General features: G+C 45.5%; 23 protein-coding genes, 2 tRNA genes, 1 pseudogene and 1 other annotated feature. Of the genes and pseudogenes, 4 read left to right on the forward strand and 22 right to left on the reverse strand.

What is annotated here, in order from left to right:
* The first annotated feature begins 43 nt into the window (after positions 1–43).
* Both ACTNA4_RS01455 and ACTNA4_RS01460 read left to right on the forward strand, forming a co-directional pair.
* The gene (locus tag ACTNA4_RS01455; RefSeq protein WP_427807167.1) at positions 44–730 is read left to right on the forward strand and encodes an amino acid ABC transporter permease; all 687 of its coding nucleotides are present in this window, start codon (positions 44–46) and stop codon (positions 728–730) included.
* A gap of 15 nt (positions 731–745) precedes the next feature.
* Entirely contained in the window at positions 746–1531 is a 786-nt protein-coding gene (locus ACTNA4_RS01460) for an amino acid ABC transporter ATP-binding protein (RefSeq protein ID WP_427807165.1), read from the forward strand.
* An 89-nt stretch (positions 1532–1620) separates the two neighbouring features.
* Here ACTNA4_RS01460 and ACTNA4_RS01465 read toward each other — a convergent pair whose 3' ends face one another.
* The 12 genes and pseudogenes from ACTNA4_RS01465 to ACTNA4_RS01520 form a co-directional block, all read right to left on the reverse strand.
* Positions 1621–1905, reverse strand: coding sequence for a DUF5685 family protein (locus ACTNA4_RS01465; protein ID WP_427807164.1), 285 nt, complete (start codon positions 1903–1905; stop codon positions 1621–1623).
* A gap of 130 nt (positions 1906–2035) precedes the next feature.
* Positions 2036–2209 (reverse strand): annotated as a pseudogene (locus ACTNA4_RS01470) (ATP-binding protein); the annotation flags it as partial.
* Complete coding sequence (locus ACTNA4_RS01475) at positions 2131–2709, reverse strand: response regulator (protein ID WP_441028235.1); 579 nt, start codon at positions 2707–2709, stop codon at positions 2131–2133. The gene ACTNA4_RS01475 and the pseudogene ACTNA4_RS01470, both read right to left, overlap by 79 nt.
* A gap of 164 nt (positions 2710–2873) precedes the next feature.
* Complete coding sequence (locus ACTNA4_RS01480) at positions 2874–3143, reverse strand: acylphosphatase (RefSeq protein ID WP_427807161.1); 270 nt, start codon at positions 3141–3143, stop codon at positions 2874–2876.
* Between the two features lie 9 nt (positions 3144–3152).
* Positions 3153–3788: a lactate utilization protein gene (locus ACTNA4_RS01485; protein ID WP_427807160.1), complete on the reverse strand. Its 636-nt coding sequence runs from the start codon at positions 3786–3788 to the stop codon at positions 3153–3155.
* Positions 3788–4813, reverse strand: coding sequence for a branched-chain amino acid aminotransferase (locus ACTNA4_RS01490; RefSeq protein ID WP_441024714.1), 1026 nt, complete (start codon positions 4811–4813; stop codon positions 3788–3790). The genes ACTNA4_RS01485 and ACTNA4_RS01490 overlap by 1 nt, the downstream gene beginning before the upstream one ends.
* A 159-nt stretch (positions 4814–4972) precedes the next feature.
* The gene (gene ilvN, locus ACTNA4_RS01495) at positions 4973–5482 is read right to left on the reverse strand and encodes an acetolactate synthase small subunit (protein ID WP_427807158.1); all 510 of its coding nucleotides are present in this window, start codon (positions 5480–5482) and stop codon (positions 4973–4975) included.
* A gap of 12 nt (positions 5483–5494) precedes the next feature.
* On the reverse strand, positions 5495–7225 hold the full coding sequence (gene ilvB / locus ACTNA4_RS01500; RefSeq protein ID WP_441028237.1) for a biosynthetic-type acetolactate synthase large subunit: 1731 nt from the start codon (positions 7223–7225) through the stop codon (positions 5495–5497).
* A 53-nt stretch (positions 7226–7278) separates the two neighbouring features.
* Positions 7279–7535, reverse strand: a binding site (T-box leader).
* A 98-nt stretch (positions 7536–7633) separates the two neighbouring features.
* Positions 7634–8119 (reverse strand): dihydrofolate reductase, encoded by a 486-nt coding sequence (locus ACTNA4_RS01505; RefSeq protein WP_441028239.1) that lies wholly within the window; start codon positions 8117–8119, stop codon positions 7634–7636.
* A 33-nt stretch (positions 8120–8152) separates the two neighbouring features.
* Positions 8153–9001 (reverse strand): thymidylate synthase, encoded by an 849-nt coding sequence (gene thyA / locus ACTNA4_RS01510; RefSeq protein WP_427807155.1) that lies wholly within the window; start codon positions 8999–9001, stop codon positions 8153–8155.
* 36 nt (positions 9002–9037) lie between these two features.
* A complete protein-coding gene (locus tag ACTNA4_RS01515) occupies positions 9038–9469 on the reverse strand; it encodes a MarR family winged helix-turn-helix transcriptional regulator (protein ID WP_427807154.1) in 432 nt (143 codons plus the stop codon).
* Between the two features lie 28 nt (positions 9470–9497).
* A complete protein-coding gene (locus tag ACTNA4_RS01520) occupies positions 9498–10781 on the reverse strand; it encodes a homoserine dehydrogenase (RefSeq protein WP_427819870.1) in 1284 nt (427 codons plus the stop codon).
* 168 nt (positions 10782–10949) lie between these two features.
* Between ACTNA4_RS01520 and ACTNA4_RS01525 the strand changes: the two genes are divergently transcribed.
* Positions 10950–11837 carry a hypothetical protein gene (locus ACTNA4_RS01525; RefSeq protein WP_441028241.1) on the forward strand — a complete coding sequence of 296 codons (888 nt, stop codon included), beginning with the start codon at positions 10950–10952 and terminating at the stop codon, positions 11835–11837.
* Positions 11838–11939: 102 nt separating this feature from the next.
* On the opposite strand, the gene ACTNA4_RS01530 is transcribed toward ACTNA4_RS01525, so the two are convergent.
* From ACTNA4_RS01530 to ACTNA4_RS01545, 4 genes are all read right to left on the reverse strand, one after another.
* The gene (locus tag ACTNA4_RS01530) at positions 11940–12071 is read right to left on the reverse strand and encodes a hypothetical protein (RefSeq protein ID WP_441028243.1); all 132 of its coding nucleotides are present in this window, start codon (positions 12069–12071) and stop codon (positions 11940–11942) included.
* Positions 12068–12445: a CarD family transcriptional regulator gene (locus ACTNA4_RS01535; RefSeq protein WP_441028245.1), complete on the reverse strand. Its 378-nt coding sequence runs from the start codon at positions 12443–12445 to the stop codon at positions 12068–12070. Before ACTNA4_RS01535 ends, ACTNA4_RS01530 begins: the two co-directional genes overlap by 4 nt.
* 81 nt (positions 12446–12526) lie before the next feature.
* Entirely contained in the window at positions 12527–12982 is a 456-nt protein-coding gene (locus ACTNA4_RS01540; RefSeq protein ID WP_441028247.1) for a hypothetical protein, read from the reverse strand.
* A gap of 26 nt (positions 12983–13008) precedes the next feature.
* Positions 13009–13081: transfer RNA gene (locus ACTNA4_RS01545), tRNA-Gly, on the reverse strand.
* A gap of 232 nt (positions 13082–13313) precedes the next feature.
* Between ACTNA4_RS01545 and ACTNA4_RS01550 the strand changes: the two genes are divergently transcribed.
* A tRNA-Gly gene (locus ACTNA4_RS01550) sits at positions 13314–13386 on the forward strand.
* A gap of 142 nt (positions 13387–13528) precedes the next feature.
* Here ACTNA4_RS01550 and aspS read toward each other — a convergent pair.
* The 6 genes from aspS to ACTNA4_RS01580 are packed head-to-tail and all read right to left on the reverse strand — an operon-like array spanning position 13529 to position 21733.
* A complete protein-coding gene (gene aspS, locus ACTNA4_RS01555; protein ID WP_441028249.1) occupies positions 13529–15334 on the reverse strand; it encodes an aspartate--tRNA ligase in 1806 nt (601 codons plus the stop codon).
* 26 nt (positions 15335–15360) lie between these two features.
* Positions 15361–16632, reverse strand: coding sequence for a histidine--tRNA ligase (gene hisS / locus ACTNA4_RS01560; RefSeq protein ID WP_427819874.1), 1272 nt, complete (start codon positions 16630–16632; stop codon positions 15361–15363).
* Positions 16617–18161, reverse strand: a complete 1545-nt coding sequence (gene hemZ, locus ACTNA4_RS01565) for a coproporphyrinogen dehydrogenase HemZ (protein WP_441028251.1) — start codon at positions 18159–18161, stop codon at positions 16617–16619. Before hemZ ends, hisS begins: the two co-directional genes overlap by 16 nt.
* 46 nt (positions 18162–18207) lie before the next feature.
* Entirely contained in the window at positions 18208–18831 is a 624-nt protein-coding gene (locus ACTNA4_RS01570; RefSeq protein ID WP_427807147.1) for an MBL fold metallo-hydrolase, read from the reverse strand.
* 33 nt (positions 18832–18864) lie between these two features.
* Positions 18865–21189, reverse strand: coding sequence for a RelA/SpoT family protein (locus tag ACTNA4_RS01575; protein ID WP_427819876.1), 2325 nt, complete (start codon positions 21187–21189; stop codon positions 18865–18867).
* 19 nt (positions 21190–21208) lie between these two features.
* Positions 21209–21733 (reverse strand): adenine phosphoribosyltransferase, encoded by a 525-nt coding sequence (locus tag ACTNA4_RS01580; RefSeq protein ID WP_427807145.1) that lies wholly within the window; start codon positions 21731–21733, stop codon positions 21209–21211.
* Positions 21734–21799: the final 66 nt, after the last annotated feature.

The following is a 21799-nucleotide window of genomic DNA, read 5'->3' on the forward strand; positions in this document are numbered from 1 at the left end:
TGCGTAAAATACAATCTATTTTTGGAGAAAGCAGGGTATCCCTATGAATCAGATTATGGAACAGATGCCGATTGTCATCAACGCTTTGAATGTCGGCTTTTTACAAACATTAAAACTTTTCTTTGTGACACTGATCGGCGCATTTCCGCTCGGACTTATCATCGCCTTCGGTTCCATGTCACGTTTTAAACCACTTAGCTATTTGACCAAGCTTTTCGTCTGGATTATCCGTGGTACTCCTCTGATGATCCAGCTTCTCATTATCTTTTACTTTCCGGGGCTGGTCCTTCACAATCCTATCTGGGGCGGCGGTGAAGGAGGACGTTTCCTGGCAGCTTCCGTTGCGTTCATTATCAACTATGCATGCTATTTTTCGGAAATCTACCGCGGCGGGATCCAGGGTGTTCCGGTAGGTCAGGAAGAAGCCGGACTGGTACTTGGTATGACAAAAAGTCAGATTTTCTTCAAAGTAACGCTTCTCCAGATGATCAAACGTATCGTTCCTCCGATGTCCAATGAGATCATCACCCTTGTAAAAGATACTTCTCTTGCCCGCATTATCGCACTGCAGGAGATCATCTGGGCCGGTCAGGCGTTCATGAAAGGATCCCACGGTATTTCCGGTCAGATCTGGCCGCTGTTCTTTACAGCTGTTTATTACCTTATATTCAACGGTATTGTAACGGTACTGTTGGGCCGCTTAGAGAAAAAGCTGGATTATTTCAGATAAAGGAGAAAGAAAACAATGGCAATCTTAGAAGTAGAACACATTGGTAAAACGTTTAATCATACAGAAGTTCTGAAGGATATCAGTTTCTCTCTCGAAAAAGGGAAAGTCGTATCCATCATCGGTTCTTCCGGAAGCGGTAAGACGACTCTTTTGCGCTGTCTCAATTTTCTGGAAAAACCGGATGAAGGCGTCATCCGCGTAAATGGTGAAACGCTTTTTGATTCCGCAGATCCTTCGACCTGGCAGGAATCCTCTGTTCGGAAGAAACGTCTGCATTTCGGTCTCGTCTTCCAGTCATTTAACCTGTTTCCGCAGTATACTGCTCTGGAAAATGTCATGCTGGCGAAGGAACTCCTTGCCAAAGAACAGCCGGATTACAAGTCACGCAAAAAGGAGATCCACGACGAGATCCGCCTGCTGGCGGAAGATCTTCTTGCACAGATGGGACTTTCAAACAGGATGAACAATTATCCGCACCAGCTTTCAGGCGGTCAGTGTCAGAGGGTCGCAATCGCCCGTGCTCTTGCGCTGAAACCGGATATTCTTTGTTTTGATGAGCCCACTTCCGCACTGGATCCGGAACTGACCGGTGAAGTGCTGAAGGTAATCAAAGAACTCGCCGACAAAGAAACCACAATGGTGATCGTAACGCATGAAATGGCCTTTGCAAGGGATGTCGCACATCAGGTCATTTTCATGGATGACGGATATATTGTAGAACAGGGTGATCCGAAGGAAGTGTTTGAAAATCCGAAAGAAGAACGGACCAGACAATTCCTTTCACGATTTAATCAGGGATAAATTTCAGCGTGCCTTTTATAAGCATCTAATTAGCGGCACGCAGAAAAAACAGGACGATAAGCGTTGTGGCGCCTGTCGTCCTGTTTGTATTAAAGCAGTCTTTCAACCTCTTCTTTTGCACATTTCAGTTTATTGATATCTTCCTGTGTTACTTTATCTACGCGGAGCCTGGACAGACATTTCTGGAGCGCCGCATTTGCACTCTTCAGCTGCTTCTTGACAGCTTTGTCCATCTGCTTTCCTTCTTCTTTTAATTTCTTCTGTGCCTGGATGACGATCTGATTTGCTTCGTCTTTCCAGTCATCCTTGCATTTATAGTAAGCAAGAAGAATCGTCATATCTGCAGCATAGTCTATATATTGATTTTCAAACATCCTTTATGTCCTTTCGTAAATTTCAAGATAAATATCAATTCTTCCGAATCTTCCACTCATCATATCGGAGAAATCTAAACTGAAACGAAACTCAATTGCCATTTCACAAAAATTTCATAAACGCATATCACTACCTGGCGTCTTTCGGAAGTTCCACATAGAAGGTTGTGATCCCGTTTCTGCATTCTGCATCGATATCACCATAATGCAGCTCGACCACGCGCTTCACGATCGCATGCCCGATCCCGTTTCCTTCGGAAGAATGTGATTCATCAGCCTGATAAAATTTGTCAAATATCTTCTTCTGACTTTCCGGCGGTATCTCCGGTCCTTCATTCGCAATAGAAATCTGGTAATTCTCTCCTTCGTCCATGCATTCTCAAGGAGCAGAACGCTGGAACGAATCTGCTCGGACAGATTGAATTTGGTAATATCAGTCAGAATCGTCTGATTCTCCACCTTTGTCATGTTCATGACATTGGTTGCCATCGCCGAAAGGCGCAGTGCCTCCTCCTCTATAATATCCAGATATTCTTTCTTTTTGTCTTCCGGAAGATGCTTCGCAGAAACCATCAGGATCGGAAGCGTATTCTGTGATTCCCTGAGTACTTTAGTAAACTCATATCCGTCCATTTTCGGCATCATGACATCCAGTACAACAAGATCAATGTGCTCCCGATCCATCAATCCAAGCGCTTCCTCCCCATTCTCAGCCGTGTACACCGTATAATTCTCACTTTCCAGTACCGCTTTATATAAACGACGCGTATTCTTATCATCGTCGACAACAAGTATATGAACCATTTTCTGCCTCCTCAAATATTCTGTTATGATTATATAATAATAGCCGGAAAAACTAAACTGAGTCTAAACATTCTTTCATTTTTCATCCCTATTACACCATTAAAAGAAAAAAAGCACTCTGCATGTTTCCCATACAAAGTGCTCTCTTTCATCTCACTATATTATCATCTCACATGAAATCCCAGTTCTTCCACCAACGGAATTTCCAACTCCGCCGCATAATCGATCCGGATAAAATTCCGTGTTCTGAGCTTCTGCACCAGAAGATCAAGCTGTTCTCTCGTTCCCTGCGCTTCCATTACCACGGTGCCGTCCCATTCATTTTTCACCCAGCCGGTCACGCCGATCGCCTGCGCAAGATACTGGGCGCTGTACCGGAAACCGACTCCCTGTACATGGCCGGTAAATGTATACTGTTTTCTGATCTTTTCCATCTGAAAATCCTAGAATCCAAGTTCTTCATTAACCAGAATGATCTTGATTCTCTTCGGAATCTGACTGAATCTGGTAATCATCGTCTGACAGCAGATGCATCCCGGAGACTTGCAGTCGGAGCATTGTCCGGTAACGGTACAAGGTGTCTTTCCGAAACGCTGTGCGTTGACCGGCGCCGCAATATGTTTTGCGCGCGCTCTGGCATCTTCCTCGGAACGCACGACCTTATTCATTCCGATGATCATAAGTACATTCTTCGGTCCGTATGCAATGGCAGCTACACGGTTGGCATATCCGTCAATATTGACCAGGATTCCGTCTTCCGTGATCGCATTGGAGCTTGCCAGGAAGAAATCGCTGAAAAATGCCTTTTTGGTAATCTCGGTTCTTTCTTCCGGAGTCTTTGCCAGATCCCGGTCATAGACTTCGTAATTTCTTTCATGAACAGCCTTGATAAGACCGATTTCCTTTACACTCATGGAACCGCCCCATGCAACAGAGCTTCCTTCCGGCATGAGCTCCAGAGCCTTACAAAGCGCTTCTTCTTTATTTTCCGCATAATAAGCTTCCATATTGCGGGATTCCAGTGCTTTTATCATCTGCTGTGCCAGCAGTTCATTTCTCTTTTTTGCATTCTGATCCATTATTCAACCACCTTGATCCATCCTTCCGGTGCTTCCAGATGTCCCATCTGAATTCCGGTCAGGGTTTCATACAGCTTCTTGGTAACAGGTCCCATCTCGTCCATTCCGCTCGGGAAGCAGATCTCTTTGCCGTGATCCACGATCTTGCCTACCGGTGAGATAACTGCTGCGGTTCCGCAGAGTCCGCATTCTGCGAAATCTTTCACTTCGTCAAAGAATACTTCTCTCTCTTCTACTTCCAGTCCGAGATATTCTTTTGCCACATGCAGGATCGAACGTCTTGTGATAGACGGCAGGATACTGTCTGACTTCGGTGTAACGACTTTATTGTCCTTTGTTACAAAGATAAAGTTTGCTCCGCCGGTCTCTTCCACTTTCGTTCTGGTCGCAGCGTCCAGATACATATTCTCTGCAAATCCTTCTTCATGAGCGGTCACGATTGCATGAAGGCTCATCGCATAATTCAATCCGGCTTTGATGTGTCCTGTTCCGTGCGGTGCTGCACGGTCAAAATCGGAAACCTTGATCGTAATCGGCTTTGCACCGCCTTTGAAATACGGACCTACCGGTGTTGTAAATACACGGAACTGATATTCATCCGCCGGCTTTACACCGATAACCGGATTGGTTCCGAACATATACGGACGTACATATAAGGTTGCTCCTGAACCATACGGAGGTACATAAGCTGCATTTGCCTTTACAGTCTGTGCAACTGCCTCAATAAATCTGTCTTCCGGGAAAACCGGCATTTCCAGTCTTCTTGCGGAATCTGCCATACGTTTTGCATTCAGATCCGGACGAAACATTACAATATGTCCATCTTCTGTTGTATACGCCTTCAGGCCTTCAAATACAGTCTGTGCATACTGAAGCACTCCTGCGCACTCATTCAACACTACATTCGCATCCGGTGTAAGTTCACCTTCATCCCACTTGCCGTCCTTAAAATTAGAAACATAACGCATGTCAGTCTGTACGTATCCAAACCCGAGATTTGACCAGTCAATCTGTTTCTTTTCCATTGTAATTCCTCCATTCCGCTGTCCTTCGGCAGTTGTATTTTTATTATTTTTACTTATTTAATGCTATGGATTTCACACTCTCGAAATCTAAACTTCATTATAATACGACTCCGCCTAAAATTCAAGAGTGCGCTCTGTTTTTTGTTTTGATCTGTTTTCCTATCTCTTCGGCATGGTAATCGCTTCGATTCCCACAGTTCCGCCTCTTACCACTTCGATTGACTGGAACTCCGAACGAAGGAACTGAATGATCGCACTGTTTTTGTGCGCCGTGTGAACAAATTCCAAAAGCACACTGTCTTTTCCGTAATCGCGTACCTTTGCCTGATAGGTTTGTGCAATCTGGAACAGTTCCGTTTTATCTTCCGGCGTGCAGTTCTTTACTTTGACAAACATAAGCTCCTGCATGACTACAGAAATCTCCGTGAAATCAATGACTTTGATCACTTCTACCATTCGGTTCAGCTGTTTCTTGATCTGTTCGTATGTTTCTTCATCACTGATCGTTTCGATCGTCATACGGGAGATCGTCGGATCCTCCGTCTTTCCTACAGTCAGGCTCTCCAGATTGTAGCATTTTCCCGAAAACAGGCCGGAAATCTTGGACAGGACACCCACCTGATTTTCTACATATAATGAAATCCATCTTTTCTTCATTGTATTATCCATGTCTGCTCCTCCTTAATTATCCAGAATCATCTCTTCCAATGTTCCGCCCGGCTGTACCATCGGATAGACCTGATCTTCCGGATCCAGAATGAATTCGATCAGTGTCGGTACCTTAAGAGCGCGGTTTCTCTTTGCTTCTTCAAATGCCGGCTTCATTTCTTCCGGACAGGTTACACGGATTCCCTTTGCTCCGTAACTTTCAGCCAGTTTCACAAAATCAGGCGTATATTTCACCGGAGGTTCTTCCCCTCTTCTGGTCGCCGCACCGGAGCGGAGATCCGTCATGGAATAACGTTTGCCATAGAATAATTTCTGCCACTGGCGAACCATTCCCAGATATGTGTTGTTAAATACACAAAGGATCAGCGGCAGCTCCTCCAAAACTGCAGTTGCAAATTCCTGAATATTCATCTGCATTCCTCCGTCACCGGAAATTGCAATCACGGTGCTGTCCGGATTGCCGATTTGTGCGCCGACTGCACCAGGCAGTCCATATCCCATTGTACCAAGTCCGCCTGACATATACATTCTTGTTTTTTCATTGACTTCCAAATATTGGGAAGTGAACATCTGATGCTGTCCTACATCCGTCACAACGATTGTATCATCCTCTTTAAATACTTCATTGATCGTTTCGATAATATCCTGAGCCTGCATCACGCCGTATTTTGGTTTCATCTTCAGCGGATGCTCCTGTTTCCACTCTCCGATTCTTTCCAACCATGCCGCATTGTCGCCCGGTTCCACATACTCAAGAAGCTTTTCGATGGCCTCCTTCGCATCGGCGACAATCGGGACATCTACTTTGATATTTCTGGAAATCGACGCCGTATCAATGTCAATATGCACGATCTGCGCGTTCGGTGCAAATGCATGCAATTTTCCGGTAATACGGTCATTAAATCGGGTACCGATGGAGAAAAGGAGATCGCATTCACCCACAGCCATATTGGAAGCATAGGAACCGTGCATTCCGAGATTGCCGATAAAGAGCGGGTGATCGGTCGGAATCGCACCTCGTCCCATAATCGTTGTCACCACCGGAACATTTGTGATCTCAGCAAGTTTACGAAAGCATGCATTGGCTCCGGAAATATTAACACCTCCGCCCGCAAGGAGCAACGGGCGTTTTGCTTTACCGAGCATCTTGATTGCCCTCTTAAGCTGGCCGATATGTACACCTGTGCTCGGTTTATACCCACGGATATTCACAGTCTGCGGATATTCCGGACTTCCCAGCTCTGCCATCACATCTTTCGGGAGATCCACAAGTACCGGACCCGGGCGTCCTGTTCTTGCAATATAAAACGCTTCTTTGATGATGCGCCCGAGATCCTCTCTCCTGCTTACCGTCACACCGTATTTGGTAATACTTCTTGTGATTCCTACAATATCAACTTCCTGAAAGGCATCATTTCCGATCAGAGCTCTGGCCACCTGACCGGTAAAGCATACCAGAGGAACACTGTCATAGTTGGCTGTTGCAAGTCCTGTTACCAGATTCGTCGCACCCGGGCCGCTGGTTACAAGACATACGCCTACTTTCCCTGTCGATCTCGCATAGGCATCTGCCGCATGAACCAGTGCCTGTTCATGTCTTGGAAGGATCACCTTTGTATGGTTCTGCTTATAAAGTTCATCGCTGATATCGATCGTGCAGGCGCCCGGATATCCGAACATGACCTCTACTCCTTCTTCTTTCAGCGCTTTTACCAATAATTTGTTCCCCGAAATTTTCTTCATGTAACTACCTCCTTTGTTCTATAAAGCAAAAAAACCGCCCCAAACTATTACTAGCTTAGGGCGAATCATCATCCGTGTTACCACCTAAATTCAGGAACCGCAGTTCCTGCACTCTGTCAGTACGGGACATTTCTCCTGTCCGATACCGTTCCCATGTAACGTCGGAATCACGTCGAAGTCTACTGAGGCATCAGCCCGTTGGGTTCGCTGCTCGAAGGCTACTTCCATAATTCCATCCCGAAAGCTTACACCGACCGCTTTCTCTCTATGCATCCGGAAATTATGTACTCCTCCTTGTCATTGCATTTCACATATTCTTGCTTGTTTCTTTACTGATTGAATCTATTATACTTACCATTACCAGTCTTTGTCAATGATAGTTCTTGCATATTTTCTTGATGTTTTTTGTTATTTGCGTTCATATCTGGTAAAGGCATACTCCAGATCAAAACAGGTCTGTTCTTCCCCTTCATCTGTCAGCTCCCACTCTTCATCCTCATCCAGATTCGGGAACCAGGTATCGGCTTCGTAAGCATAATCGATCCGCGTCACGAGCGCCGTATCACAATAAGGAAGCATTGCCCGGTAAATGCTCTCCCCGCCGATCACAAATACGTCTCCGTCATATTTCCTGCTCTCCTCAATTGCTTCCTCCACACTGTGAACGACGACCGCATCCTTGACTTTGTAGGACGGATTTCTCGTAATTACAATATTTACCCTGTTCTTCAGGGGCTGTCCCTGCGGAAAGCTTTCCAGTGTCTTTCTTCCCATGATCACAACTTTTCCCTGTGTCGTCTCACGGAAGAATTTCATATCAGCCGGAATACTCCACATCAATTTATTGTTTTTCCCAATGGCCCAATTTCTATCAGCCGCTACAATCAGTTTCATATTTGCTTCTCTCCTTTATCCCGTATTTCGCCTCTACACAGCGATTGGTATATCCTTGATCTGAGGTCCCGTTACATAGTTATCAAGACGGACATCATCTTTTGTAAATGCATAGAAATCTTTAATTTCCGGATTCAGCCAGAACGTCGGTGCCGGATGCGTCTCTCTGGTGATCAGTTCCTCGATCAGCGGGATATGACGATCGTAAATGTGCGCATCCGCAATCACATGTACGAACTCTCCAACCTGCATATCGCAGACCTGCGCCAGCATATGCAGAAGAACCGCGTACTGGCAGACATTCCAATTGTTTGCCGCAAGCACATCCTGAGAACGCTGATTCAGAATCCCGTTCAAGGTAAGTTTGTCACTTCCTTTTTCCTTCGTCACATTAAACGTCATGCTGTACGCACACGGATAAAGATTCATCTCATGAAGATCCTGATGCACATAGATATTGGTCATGATTCTCCGACTGTACGGATTGTTCTTCAGATCGTAAATCACCCGGTCCACCTGATCCATCATTCCTTCTTTATACTGATGCTTGACGCTCATCTGATAACCGTAGGCTTTCCCGATGGATCCGTCCTCATCCGCCCAACTGTCCCAGATATGGCTGCTTAGATCATGAATATTATTCGACTTTTTCTGCCAGATCCATAACAGTTCATCGGTACAGCTCTTGATCGCTGTCTTTCTGAGCGTGATTGCCGGGAATTCCTTACGCAGGTCATAGCGGTTCACAACACCGAATTTTTTGATCGTGTATGCCGGTGTTCCGTCCTCCCATCTCGGACGAACCTTCTCCCCTTCCGTGCTGGTTCCGTGATCAATAATGTCCCGGCACATATCTATAAAAACTTTGTCTGCATAACTCATGTCTCTTTCTCCTTTACCACTTAGAATCTGTCCGATTTACGGTTCAGAAATATTATATAGTACTTTTTCCAGCGCTTTTTTGAGCGCCTGTACTTCTTTCTGTGTCATTCCCATCGTAAGCTGCCTGTCACTCTTCTTCCTGCTTGCCTCCATCTTCTTCTGAATATCGTAGGCCTTCTCAGTCAGATAAATGTTCTTGCAACGTTTATCCGTCGTACTGGGCACGGATAAAATGAATCCCTTCTCATCCAGCCGTTTCAAAAGACCTGTCACCGTCGGATTCTTCAGACTTAAGTGCCGTTCGATATCACGCTGTGTGATCTCTTCCTTGCTGCTGTGAAATAAATAATCCAGTACCGCGCACTGTGAGGAAGTGATGCCGATCGACTTCAGCATCCGGTTGAAATCTTTTTCATAAATATTATTAATCTGTTTCACCAAAAAGCCTATCGTCGTACGCTCACGCATTGCTCCACTTCCTTTCTCTATGATTCCCTTAATATTCCCGGATGATACTGCTGATTTCTTTTACGATCGGCATTTCCTTAAGAGCATCCACTGCATCCTTCATATGATATTCCTTAACTGCCGCGGTTCCGATAACCAGTTCGGCATGCATTTTCTTCGCTTCTCTTTGTACGACCCGTTCGATGCTGACCTTGTGATCGCCAAATACTTTCGCGATTTGCGCAAGAACGCCCGGCTCATTCGTTACCTGCATTCTCAGGAAAAAGCGGTTCTTGACTTCTCCAAACTCTTTGACCGGCAGTTCTTTATAACATCCGCATCCGATTCTTCCCATGCAGCCGTATTGCATATTCCTTGCCACATCCAGAATATCTCCTACTACCGCGCTTGCCGTAGGCATCTCACCTGCTCCTCTTCCATAGAACATGGTGTCTCCTACCGCGTCTCCATGCACGAACACTGCATTGAAGGATTCTCTTACCGTAGCCAGAGGATGATTCTTATCAATGATCATCGGATAGACACCGACTTCGATACCCTCTGGCGTATTTCTTGCTACCCCAAGCAGCTTGATAACACAGTCAAATTCTCTGGCATATGCGACATCTCTTGCTGAGATCTTTGTAATTCCTTCCGTATACACATCGTCGAATACGACTCTGGAATGGAATGCAGCGGAAGCCATGATCGCCATTTTACGTCCTGCATCCAGGCCCTCGACATCTGCGGTCGGATCCGCCTCCGCATAGCCCAGCTCCTGCGCCTGTGCCAGAGCCTCACCGAAGTCCATTCCCTCTTCAAACATTTTCGTTAAAATATAGTTTGTCGTTCCGTTTACGATTCCGACGACTTCATCAATCTCATTTGCCGCAAGACATTGTTTCAACGGCCGGATAATCGGAATTCCTCCGGCAACCGCCGCTTCAAAGAGAAGATCTACCTTATGTTCCCTGGCGGCTTCCAACAGCTCTCTTCCATGTTCCGCAATCAGATCCTTATTCGCCGTAACCACACTTTTACCTGCTGCAATCGCCTCCAGAATCATCGTTCTGGCCGGTTCAATTCCTCCCATCGCTTCAATGACGATCCGAATTTCTTCATTTCCGATAATATCCTCCCAACGGTCCGTCAGAAGGCTCTGTTCGATTCCATGGCGTGTCTTTTTCAAATTATGTACAAGAATCTTCTCGATCTCAAGATTTGCTCCAATCTTCTGTTCCATCTCATCACTGCGGCGTCCAATCAACTTATACACACCTGTTCCGACTGTCCCCAGTCCAAGCAGTCCGATTTTAATCACCTTATTGTCCATCGTATTTTAATCCTTTCCTGTATCTCGAGTAAATAGTCATTAATTGGTTCTATTCTATCACTTTTTTGAATACGTGCAAAGAAGTTTCTTGACTTCTTTTCCAGAAGTGATAACATTATATATGTATGGACATTAAGACTATGAAAAGCCAAAGAGGAGAGATAACGAATGAAATGCCCCATTTGTAACAAAGAACTTGAGATCAGAAACAAGAAAGTCGGTGAGACTGCAGACGGTGAGGCTATCTACAACGAATTTGCCATTTGCCACGATTGCAAGAAACAGTGGAATTTAGATAAACAACGTGCCAAGAAGGAAGTTGATACAGAAACGCCAAAGCCAAAGCGCAAAAAACGCCCGGTGAATCCGAATCCTGTTCCGGGAAATGAAAACCCGGTGAGAAAGGCACCTGTCTCCGAGTCTTCTGCCAAACCGGCAGCCCCTGCCAGGAAAAAGAAACCTGTTCCTTCCGGGTCTGAGGCAAACACCCAGGAACTCCCACAGGCAAAGGCTGCAGCGACTGAGAAGAAGGCAGCTCCGAAGAAGAGACCTGTTTCTCCGGAAGCTAAAGAAGCAACACCCAGAAAGAAACCTGCTGCTCCGGTAAAAGAGAAAACTATGCCTGAGAAGAAAACCGTTCCTGCCAAAAAGAAAAAAGCAGCTCTGGATGAGACTGTTGCAATTGAACGTCCAGGCTTTGATGAAGAAGCACCGCGTCCGAAGAAAAAACCACGTCCGGTAAAACCGGCACCGCGCGCAATGGAAGATCCGATCGAGGAATTTTCCGATGCACTGGACAGTGCCTTTGAGGATCAGCCGAAACCGGTCAGACGCAAACAGATCGATAACAGAAAGTCAGAACAGACTTACTCCAACATTCCGCCGAAGCATGTGCGTGAATCCCGTGAAAAAGAAATGCGTGAGAATTACCAGAATATGCTTGATGAAGATGACGAGGATGAAGGCGGACGTTTTCCGGTCGTACTGGTCGTGATTCTTGTCATTCTGATCCTTGCTGCAGCTGCATTTGCCGGATACTGGTTCTTCCTCCGGTAATCGGATTTTGCTTTTCGTATATTTTAGTGAATGAAATTCATTACATAAAAGAGGAGTCTGCCTCAGCCATTAACCGGCAATGCAGACTCCTTTTTTCTGATTCTATTTTTTCTTTCGTTTTACCGACTCTTCAATAATCCGGCACACTTCATCCTTGTTTTTCCCGAGTGCAAAACCAAGTTCTGAATACAGGCTCTGTTCCGCCTTTTGAAAATAGCGCTCATCTACCATCATCGTTTTTTGCCCTGGGCCATTCTTTTCTGATTGCGCAAGTATATCATTTTAATAATACTGATCAGAGATTCCGGATCGCCGCTTCGAACCGCTTCCTTATATCGCTGCTCCCTCATTTTTTCATTGTCCACCCACATTTCCTCAATCTCGGGTATTTTGTCGATCAGTTTCAAAGCTTCCTCTTCCGTCATAGCCTTTCTGATATTGGTTTTTGTGTCGACAGGGACATATATTTTTTCGGCCTTCTCTCCAACCGGTATCAATAAATAGTACTCTTTCTTGCAATCAACTCCAGACATGTTCAAATGCAGGATGTCTTCCACTTTGCATACACCATCTGTAGATTTTACAATGTAATCTCCAATTTGATACACAATCATACCTCCTTCATTCTCCGCTCGATATTCGCTGTGTCTACTTCGATTTCTACAACCGACACATTCCAAAACAGCACCTTATAATATATGATACCATTTTTTTCGTCCAAATTTCAAAGGTATAAATTCACAAAAAATAAAAAGTATCCGTGCACACAGAATCGTGACAGGAATCATTACAAGAATCAGAATACCGGCCAAACCGGTAGACGCAATCCCCATGACAGTCAGGATTGATATCAAAACAGCAGGAACAACCATGATGAGCAGTTTATTCTTTACATATGTAGGTCCATTTCCACATCCGATCATACCGAGTGTCATACATCCGAAAAGTGCCGGTAAGAGGTAATTACTGGCTGTTGAAAAATACTCATTCTGAAGGATTCCTTTCAATGGTGCAATCAATAATACACCGACAAACAGAACGATCAGTGTTACGATTCTTGCGCGCTTATCTTCGTTGTTAACAATAAATGTCCAGAAAACTTTACTAGCATTACTTCTGAGCAAAGAATTACATAAAAAAAACAATGGAGCATAAACCCCATTGTTTCCAGAGCGACAGACGGGACTCGAACCCGCGACCTCCACCTTGGCAAGGTGGCGTACTACCAGCTGTACTACTATCGCATGTATGAATTTGCGTTCCTCTGAACAAAATATAGTATACCCTATATGCATGCACTTCGTCAACCCTTTTTTTCGTTTTGCATGTATGACTTTTCATTTGTTTCAAACGAATTGTCAGCAAAATATCCACAAATCCTCAAAAAGTTGAACATGCATTTCTTCACAAATCAGTTGACAAATGTTCATTCATAAGGTATAGTATATATTGTTCTGAGGAACGACAATTACACATGCGATAGTAGTACAGTTGGTAGTACGCCACCTTGCCAAGGTGGAGGTCGCGGGTTCGAGTCCCGTCTGTCGCTCTTTAACCACTGAGATATCCCAGTGGTTTTCTTTTATACAATTTTTTTTGCAAGTCTAGATTATTCGTCATGGAAGTGAAGTTTTCTATAGAAAAAAGCACGTCATCCATTTTCTGGACAACGTGCTTCTCGTTTTTTATTCTTATTCTTCTTCCTTCTCTTCCTTCGTGCCCGCAAGTTCCAGTCCCAGCTCTTCCAGCTGTTTTTTGTCAACTGCTGCCGGAGCCTCGGTCATCAAATCAGATGCATCCTTCACCTTCGGGAATGCGATTACGTCGCGGATGCTGTCCTGTTTTGCCATCAGCATAACCAGACGATCCAGTCCGTAAGCAAGTCCTGCGTGCGGCGGTACACCGTATTTAAACGCATTCAATAAGAATCCAAACTGTTCTTCGGCCTGCTCGGGTGTGAAACCGAGCACTTCAAACATCTTACTCTGGATTTCCTGATTGAAGATACGCACACTTCCTCCTCCGATCTCGTTTCCGTTCAGAACGATATCGTATGCTTTGGCACGTACTCTTCCCGGATCAGAATCGATGTACTGAAGGTCTTCTTCCATCGGCATGGTGAACGGATGATGCATCGCTGTGAAACGATTCTGCTCTTCACTCCACTCAAGAAGCGGGAATTCCGTTACCCAGAGGAATTTGTATTCGTTTTTATCCAGAAGTTCCATCTGTCGTGCGAGCTCCAGGCGGAGTGCTCCGAGGACATCCCATACCACTTTATTCTTATCAGCAGCAAAGAGAAGCAGGTCGCCGTTTTCTCCTCCCATAGCCTCGATCAATGCTTTCTGTTGTTCTTCATTCATGAATTTAGCAAAGGAAGATTTCACGGTACCGTCTTCCTGGATTGCAATGTAGGCCAGTCCTTTTGCACCATAGTCCTTTGCGAAATCAACCAGCTTGTCAATTTTCTTTCTCGGCATCGCGCCCTGTCCTTTTGCGTTAATGCCACGGACAGTTCCGCCTTTTTCAATCGCATTCTTAAAGACTACAAAATCAAAATCTTTTACAACTTCTGTCACATTCTGAAGTTCCATACCGAAACGAATGTCCGGTTTGTCGGATCCGAAGCGGTCCATGGCCTCCTGCCAGGTCATTCTCTGGATCGGAAGCTCAACATCGATATCCAGCACTTCTTTGAACAGCTTTGCAAGAAGACGTTCATTGACATCGATCACATCGTCTACATCAACAAAAGACAATTCCATATCGATCTGTGTAAATTCCGGCTGACGGTCAGCACGGAGATCCTCGTCACGGAAACACTTTACGATCTGGAAATAACGGTCATATCCGGAACACATCAAAAGCTGTTTGAAAATCTGCGGTGACTGCGGAAGTGCATAGAAATTTCCCGGATGAACACGGCTCGGAACAAGATAATCTCTTGCGCCTTCCGGTGTACTCTTGATCAGGAAAGGAGTCTCAATCTCAAGAAATCCTTCTTCTGCAAGGAACTGACGAGTCAGCGTTGCCACACGGCTTCTCATCATCAGATTTCTCTGAATATCCGGTCTTCGAAGATCAAGGAAACGATATTTCAAACGCAGATCTTCCTTTGTCTTGGAATTCTCTTCAATCGGGAACGGAGGTGTCTCGGATTCGGACAACACCCTGAGTTCTTCCGGTTTGATCTCGATGGCACCGGTTGCCAGATTTTCATTGACCGCACCGGAACGAGCTTCTACTTTTCCTACAACCGCAATGACAAATTCACTTCTCAGCTTCGCAGCCTTTTCAATAATCTCCGGAGCTGTGCTTCCCTCTTCACATACGACCTGAATGATTCCTGAACGGTCACGCACATCGACGAAAACCAGTCCTCCTTTATTTCTGTTCTTCTGAACCCATCCCATGATGGTCACTCTCTCACCAATATTTGCCTCGGAAAGTTCCGCACAACGGTGCGTTCTTTTCAGGCCCATCATTGATTCTGCCATGATTTCTTCCTCCTGTTTTTATCTATTTACAGTTCCATTACGGAATCTTTATAGCAATCCGTAATATCCTCATACCCATCCGCGATCAGCTGATCCTTCTGGAATTTTTTATTCTTCTTCATGTTGGCGATCAGAACCTGCTTTCCGTTTGCACGGTCTTCTTTCGCCATAGCAAGTACTTTCAGAATTCCTTCCTGATGCATGCCTTTCTCCAGAAGGTATGCCTTCTTCTGACGCTTTGACGGGATCTCATATCCATTCTCCAGAAGAAGCATAACAATACGCTCAAATCCAATCGAGAATCCACATGCCGGGGTGTCCTGGCCGGTAAATTTACCGATCATCTTATCATAACGCCCGCCTCCGGCGACTGCACCGCCAAACTCATCCATCGTAACCTCGAAAATAGTTCCGGTATAATAAGACTGTCCGCGCACCAGAGTCGGATTAAATTTCACTTTAAAATCTGCCTCCTTAGCACTTTCCACGCAGGAAATGATCGTTTCCATGCTGTCTGCCACCTTCTCATCCAGGAATCCTGCCAGCTTCTTGCGGCAGAAACGGATTCCTTCCACATCCGGGCTGATCTCATCAAAAAGCCCCAGATAGGTGTCAACATTTTCTTTGGTATACCCCATCTCCTGGAGTTCAGCTCCGACACCTTCAGCTCCGATCTTATCCATCTTATCCAGAATAATAAAAACTTCATCGAAATCTTCTTCTTTAAAGCCGCTGTATGCTGCCATGGCTTTCAGAATATTCCGGTCATTAATATTGACGGTGAAATTATGGAAATCCATCTTCCCAAGCATCGTTGTGGTCGCCAGAATCAGCTCGATCTCGGCCAGATTGCCCGGTTCTCCGAGAATATCGATATCACACTGCATGAACTGGCGGAACCGGCCTCTCTGCGGACGGTCAGCACGCCATACATTTCCGATCTGAAGCGCCTTAAATGGAGACGGTAGTTCATTTGCATGGTTTGCGTAATATCTTGCGAGCGGTACAGTCAGATCATAGCGGAGTCCTCCGTCCACCAGATCCGCCTCTTCTTTCGCCTCATCGATCTTAAGCTTCTCACCACGTTTCAAAATCTTGAAGATCAGTTTTTCGTTATCTCCACCCTGTTTACTGCAGAGATTCTCAATATGTTCCACACATGGAGTCTCCATGGAGGTAAACCCGAAAGTTTTGTAAGTGTCTTTGATCATCTGGATTACGTAATCCCGGATCTCCATCTCCTTCGGGAGCATGTCCTTCATACCGGTAACCGGTTTCTTCTTTAACGCCATAGCCATTCTCCTTTTCGTTCTATCATCTCATGGACTCGTGAAATATACTCTCCCACGTCCCTGACATTTTCTATTCTGATCAGATTCGTCATTCTGCCGTTCCTGCTGCCCGGCGCCGGAATCTCATAGGGAAGTACGATCTTGGTGGAAGCACCCGCCCCCGCTGCAATGATCGATTGTTTTTCCTCCATAATTAGTATATTGTAAATTCCGGCTTTGTCAACCTTTGCATAGCCCACATTTTCAAAATTTCCGGCGATATTCTTCTGCCGATACAGATAATACGGATGCAGATCCATCTCTCTCGCAGCCACAGACGCCATATCGATCATTTCTTCCAGCTCACGGGCCATCTGTGCATTCTTCATCTGCTCCTCTCCCGCGTTTCCGCCGCCCGTCTGCTGGGCCTTCTCCCTTGTAAGCCGGGAACCATGCTTCATTGCAAGCGCATGTACAGTCAGGCTGTCCGGCTCCAGCTGCCGTATCTGACGCAGTGTGTCTTCCATATCACAGGGATGCTCTCCCGGGAGACCGGCAATGAGATCCATATTGATGTTGTCAAATCCGATTTCGCGGGCCATTTGATAGACGCGTACGATATCTTCTACTGTGTGATGACGTCCGATCGCATCCAGAGTCCTCTGCTGCATCGTCTGTGGATTGATGGAAATCCGCCCAACGTTGTGCCGGTATATAACTTCCAGTTTTTCCTTCGTGATACTGTCCGGACGCCCTGCCTCGATTGTAAACTCTTTCAGCTCTTCATAGCTGAATTTTTCTTCCAGATGGGTAAGCACCCGATCCATCTGCTCTGCGCTCAGCGTCGTAGGCGTTCCTCCTCCCATATAGATCGTGTTCAAATTTTTATTGCGTGACATTTCGGCAATGCCGGTCAGTTCCTCCAGAAGCGCATCCACATACTCATCCGTACGTTTTTCCCATTTTGCGATCGGATAAGACGTGAAGGAACAATAACTGCAGGTCGTGGGGCAAAACGGAATTCCGATATAGAGGCTGTATCCATTTTCATAATCCAGCTTTCCAAGCTGTTCCTTCTCCCGTTTTGCGATTTCGATACCGAGGCGTGCCTTCTTCTCACCTACCACATAAGTATCTGCCATAAATCTGACGATTTCGTCATCAGAAAATCCTTCCTCCAGCTTCTCCATGAGCATTTTCGTCGGACGTACTCCTGTCATATCCCCCCATGCATGGCTTTCTCCTGTGAGTTCTGACAACCATATATATAATTTTTTATTGATATATCTCTTTTTTTTCCTTTTATCTGCAATCGGATCCGTTTCAGACGGTTCAACCGTAAAGATTCCCGGTTCGTTACTACCTAAAAAGGTTCCGCGAACCTCTTCGTCGTTTGCTTGGCAACAAAAACAAGAATCACCATCCACTCTGATCTGAATCAGTGATTCTTGTTCTGCATCCACCGTCTGGTTTATCACGGCATCCGGAAAGAACGATTTTACGATATGATACATGTCGTAGGTATACCGCTCATTCTGACATATAATCTGAATCATGCCTTATTAAACCTCTTCTGCCTGTGTTTTTCTATCCATTTTCATGTTACACATAAGGATTATTTACCTTTTCATTCCCGATCGTTGTTGCACCCATATGTCCCGGATACACGATCGTCTCGTCCGGGAGAAGGAACAGCTTCTCCTTAATCGAACGGATCAGATCCGAAGTACTGCTCGTCGCGAAATCAGATCTTCCCACGGAGCAGCAGAACAGCGTGTCTCCGCTGAAAAGTACATTTGCATCTTTCACATAATAACAGACACCTCCTGCCGTATGTCCCGGTGTATGAATCACCTGAAATTCATATCCGATCAACGACAGCACATCTTTGTCATGAATCACCTCACCGCCTGCATAGCTGTATCCCGCCGTATAGGTCGTAGATTCGTTCAGTTCCGCTTTGTGAAGGAGGTCCAGATCATTTTCTTCCACATAAACCGGGATTTCCCCAAACATGGCTATAATCTTATCAATTCCCATAATATGATCAAAATGCGCATGCGTCAGAAGGATGGCTTTGGGTTTTAATTGTTCCTCTTCCATATAACTCACCATTTTCCGTGAAAGATTCGCCGGATCAACGATGACCGCTTCCTTCGTGTCTTCATTTGACAGAATATAACAATTGGTACTGATAATACCTGTTACAAACTTCTCTATTTTCATATTCATATCCTCTTCTTACGATATATTTTCTATTTAACCGACTGCACGTTCAATATCCAGCACACCTTGAAGCTGACGGAGCTTTTCAATCACTTTCGCCAGTTCCTCACGCCCATGTACGACAAAACCTGCTTCGATCGTTGCCGTTCCCTGCTTGCTGGTGCGCACATTCATAGACTTCACATCAATATTCATTTCCGTCAGGACTTTGGACATATCCATCAGCAATCCCTGACGATCATTTGCATACATCTTGATTTCGGCCAGATAACTTCCGTTGCCTTCACCGTCCGCCGGTTTTTCCCACTCAGCCGGTATTAGTCGTGCACGTTCCGGCTCTGATAAATGAATCATATTCACACAATCCGTCCGATGGATCGACATGCCGCGGCCTCGAGTGATAAATCCGACGATCTCGTCACCCGGAACAGGATTACAGCATCTGGAAAAGCGCACTGCCATATCGTCAATTCCCTTAACAACGATTCCACTTTTCGATTTTGCAATGTGAACCTTATTCTTGGATGCCTCCGCGATCTTTTCCATTACGATCTCGTCGGTGATCTCTTTTTTGTGATCCTTGCCGTATTCTTCAACAAGACGGTTGATCACCTGACCTTCTTTCAGGCCGCCGTGTCCGACCGCCGCCAGAATAGAATCCCAGTCACGAAATCCGTATTTTTCCTGCACGATCTGCATGTATTTCGGCTTCAAAAGATCAGCCAGTACAAATCCTTTCGCCTTGCTGTAGGCCAGCATCATTTCTTTTCCGCGTACAATATTTTCTTCGCGGAACTCTTTCTTGAACCACTGATTGATCTTATTCTTCGCCTGTGTACTTTTGACGATATTCAGCCAGTCCCGGCTGGGACCTTTGGAATTCTGTGAAGTCAGGATCTCGATCCTGTCACCGTTTTGTATCTTATAATCAATATTGACCAGCTTACCGTTCACACGCGCACCGACCATTTTATTGCCGACTGCAGTGTGGATCGCATAGGCAAAGTCAATCGGCGTAGAACCATTCGGAAGGTTCTTCACGTCTCCGTTCGGGGTAAAGCAATATACATCCTCCGCAAACAGGTCCAGATCTCCTTTGAGGAGGTTCATAAATTCCCGGTTGTCGGACATATCTTTCTGCCACTCCAGGATCTGTCTGAGCCAACTCAGCTTCTCCTCTTCCTTCGCTTCTACGCTCTTCTTACCGTCATTTGATTCCTTATATTTCCAGTGTGCGGCAATACCATATTCTGCCGTTTTGTGCATTTCTTTGGTTCGGATCTGAATTTCAAACGGCTGGCCGACCGAGCTCATCAAAGTCGTGTGAAGCGACTGATACATATTTGCCTTCGGCATAGCAATATAATCCTTGAATCTTCCCGGAACCGGTGTGTACATCTCGTGAATGACTCCCAGCGCAGCGTAACAGTCTTTCACAGAATCTACAATGATCCGGACTGCGAACAGATCATAGATCTGATCCACGGTTTTATCCTGGTTGACCATCTTTTTATATATACTGAAGAAATGTTTCACTCGACCGTTGACTTCCGCCTCAATGTTCGCATTTTCCATATGAGCGGAGACCTCATCCACGATCTGCTGAACGAACTCCTCTCTCTCTGTCTTTCTCGCATTGATCTGTTTCACCAGATCATAGAATACTTCCGGTTGAGAGTATTTCAGTGCCAGGTCATCCAACTCTGTCTTTATTTTAGAAATACCAAGCCTCTGCGCGATCGGCGCGTAGATGTCCATGGTCTCTTTCGCCTTTTCCTTCTGCTTCTCCGGCCGCATATACTGCAGAGTCCGCATATTATGCAGACGGTCTGCAAGTTTAATAATGATAACGCGGATATCTTTTGCCATAGCAAGGAACATTTTCCTAAGGTTCTCCGCCTGAACATCCAGCTTATCCGCCGAATAGGATAACTGTCCCAGCTTCGTCACACCGTCCACCAGAAGTGCGACTTCGTCTCCGAATTCTTCCTTGATCTCATCATACGTCATGACCGTATCTTCCACAACATCGTGAAGGATTCCTGCTGTGATCGTCTCCTTATCCATCTCCAGCTGCGCCAGAATGATTCCAACCCAGAGCGGATGAATGATATAGGCTTCCCCGGACTTTCTCTTCTGACCTTCATGCGCGTTTTTCGCGATACAATATGCTTTTTCGACCATTGAGATGTCCGCCGACGGATGATATTTCTGAATCCGCGCAATTAAACTATTATACAATTCATCCGGGTTCTGATAGTCTGCAGGTGCCTTTACCGCATGGCCATCGACGATATCCAGTTTTTTATTACTCGCTTCAATCAGCGGCTCCTGACTGATGTCCCATCCATCTGCCATATCTTCCCCCTCCTTTTCCTTAGTTTCCGGGATATTGGATTACGGACTCAACCGGATAACCTTCCAGTTTGCTCCGTCCCTTCAATCCTTCCAGCTCAATCAGACAAAGAAAGCCTACAACTTCTCCGCCCAGTTCCTCGACCAGCTTAATGATTGCTTCTGCGGTTCCTCCTGTTGCAAGAAGATCATCCACTATGATCACTTTATCTCCCGGCTTGATGGAGCGCTTGTGAATCTCGATTTCCGCGGTGCCGTACTCCAGCTCATAGGAAGCAGATATCGTCTCACATGGAAGTTTTCCCTTCTTTCGCACCGGCACAAATGCCTTGTGATGGTTGTACGCGATCGGCATTCCGAAAATGAAACCTCTGGATTCCGGTCCGACAATCACATCAAATTCTCTGTCACCTATTTTTTCTTCCAGACCATCAATTGCAAGATGAAGTCCATCCGCATTTTCCAATACACTTGTCACGTCTCTGAAAATAATTCCCTCCTGCGGGAAATCCGGAATACTTACTACATAATCTTCTAACTTTTTCATGAAACCTTCCACCCTTTGTACGCATAATAAAATATTATTAATTATATCACAAAATTCTGAATTTTC

Origin of the sequence: Bariatricus sp. HCP28S3_A7, assembly GCF_052066375.1 — a bacterium.
Taxonomy (GTDB): domain Bacteria; phylum Bacillota; class Clostridia; order Lachnospirales; family Lachnospiraceae; genus Allocoprococcus.

What these genes read in the sequence shown, in the direction of transcription:
- ACTNA4_RS01455 (WP_427807167.1), top strand. Translation starts at nt 44, where the DNA reads ATGAATCAGATTATGGAACAGATGCCGATTGTCATCAACGCTTTGAAT.
- ACTNA4_RS01460 (WP_427807165.1), top strand. Translation starts at nt 746, where the DNA reads ATGGCAATCTTAGAAGTAGAACACATTGGTAAAACGTTTAATCATACA.
- ACTNA4_RS01465 (WP_427807164.1), bottom strand. Translation starts at nt 1,905, where the DNA reads ATGTTTGAAAATCAATATATAGACTATGCTGCAGATATGACGATTCTT.
- ACTNA4_RS01475 (WP_441028235.1), bottom strand. Translation starts at nt 2,709, where the DNA reads ATGGTTCATATACTTGTTGTCGACGATGATAAGAATACGCGTCGTTTA.
- ACTNA4_RS01480 (WP_427807161.1), bottom strand. Translation starts at nt 3,143, where the DNA reads ATGGAAAAGATCAGAAAACAGTATACATTTACCGGCCATGTACAGGGA.
- ACTNA4_RS01485 (WP_427807160.1), bottom strand. Translation starts at nt 3,788, where the DNA reads ATGGATCAGAATGCAAAAAAGAGAAATGAACTGCTGGCACAGCAGATG.
- ACTNA4_RS01490 (WP_441024714.1), bottom strand. Translation starts at nt 4,813, where the DNA reads ATGGAAAAGAAACAGATTGACTGGTCAAATCTCGGGTTTGGATACGTA.
- ilvN (WP_427807158.1), bottom strand. Translation starts at nt 5,482, where the DNA reads ATGGATAATACAATGAAGAAAAGATGGATTTCATTATATGTAGAAAAT.
- ilvB (WP_441028237.1), bottom strand. Translation starts at nt 7,225, where the DNA reads ATGAAGAAAATTTCGGGGAACAAATTATTGGTAAAAGCGCTGAAAGAA.
- ACTNA4_RS01505 (WP_441028239.1), bottom strand. Translation starts at nt 8,119, where the DNA reads ATGAAACTGATTGTAGCGGCTGATAGAAATTGGGCCATTGGGAAAAAC.
- thyA (WP_427807155.1), bottom strand. Translation starts at nt 9,001, where the DNA reads ATGAGTTATGCAGACAAAGTTTTTATAGATATGTGCCGGGACATTATT.
- ACTNA4_RS01515 (WP_427807154.1), bottom strand. Translation starts at nt 9,469, where the DNA reads ATGCGTGAGCGTACGACGATAGGCTTTTTGGTGAAACAGATTAATAAT.
- ACTNA4_RS01520 (WP_427819870.1), bottom strand. Translation starts at nt 10,781, where the DNA reads ATGGACAATAAGGTGATTAAAATCGGACTGCTTGGACTGGGGACAGTC.
- ACTNA4_RS01525 (WP_441028241.1), top strand. Translation starts at nt 10,950, where the DNA reads ATGAAATGCCCCATTTGTAACAAAGAACTTGAGATCAGAAACAAGAAA.
- ACTNA4_RS01530 (WP_441028243.1), bottom strand. Translation starts at nt 12,071, where the DNA reads ATGATGGTAGATGAGCGCTATTTTCAAAAGGCGGAACAGAGCCTGTAT.
- aspS (WP_441028249.1), bottom strand. Translation starts at nt 15,334, where the DNA reads ATGGCAGAATCAATGATGGGCCTGAAAAGAACGCACCGTTGTGCGGAA.
- hisS (WP_427819874.1), bottom strand. Translation starts at nt 16,632, where the DNA reads ATGGCTATGGCGTTAAAGAAGAAACCGGTTACCGGTATGAAGGACATG.
- hemZ (WP_441028251.1), bottom strand. Translation starts at nt 18,161, where the DNA reads ATGATTCAGATTATATGTCAGAATGAGCGGTATACCTACGACATGTAT.
- ACTNA4_RS01570 (WP_427807147.1), bottom strand. Translation starts at nt 18,831, where the DNA reads ATGAAAATAGAGAAGTTTGTAACAGGTATTATCAGTACCAATTGTTAT.
- ACTNA4_RS01575 (WP_427819876.1), bottom strand. Translation starts at nt 21,189, where the DNA reads ATGGCAGATGGATGGGACATCAGTCAGGAGCCGCTGATTGAAGCGAGT.
- ACTNA4_RS01580 (WP_427807145.1), bottom strand. Translation starts at nt 21,733, where the DNA reads ATGAAAAAGTTAGAAGATTATGTAGTAAGTATTCCGGATTTCCCGCAG.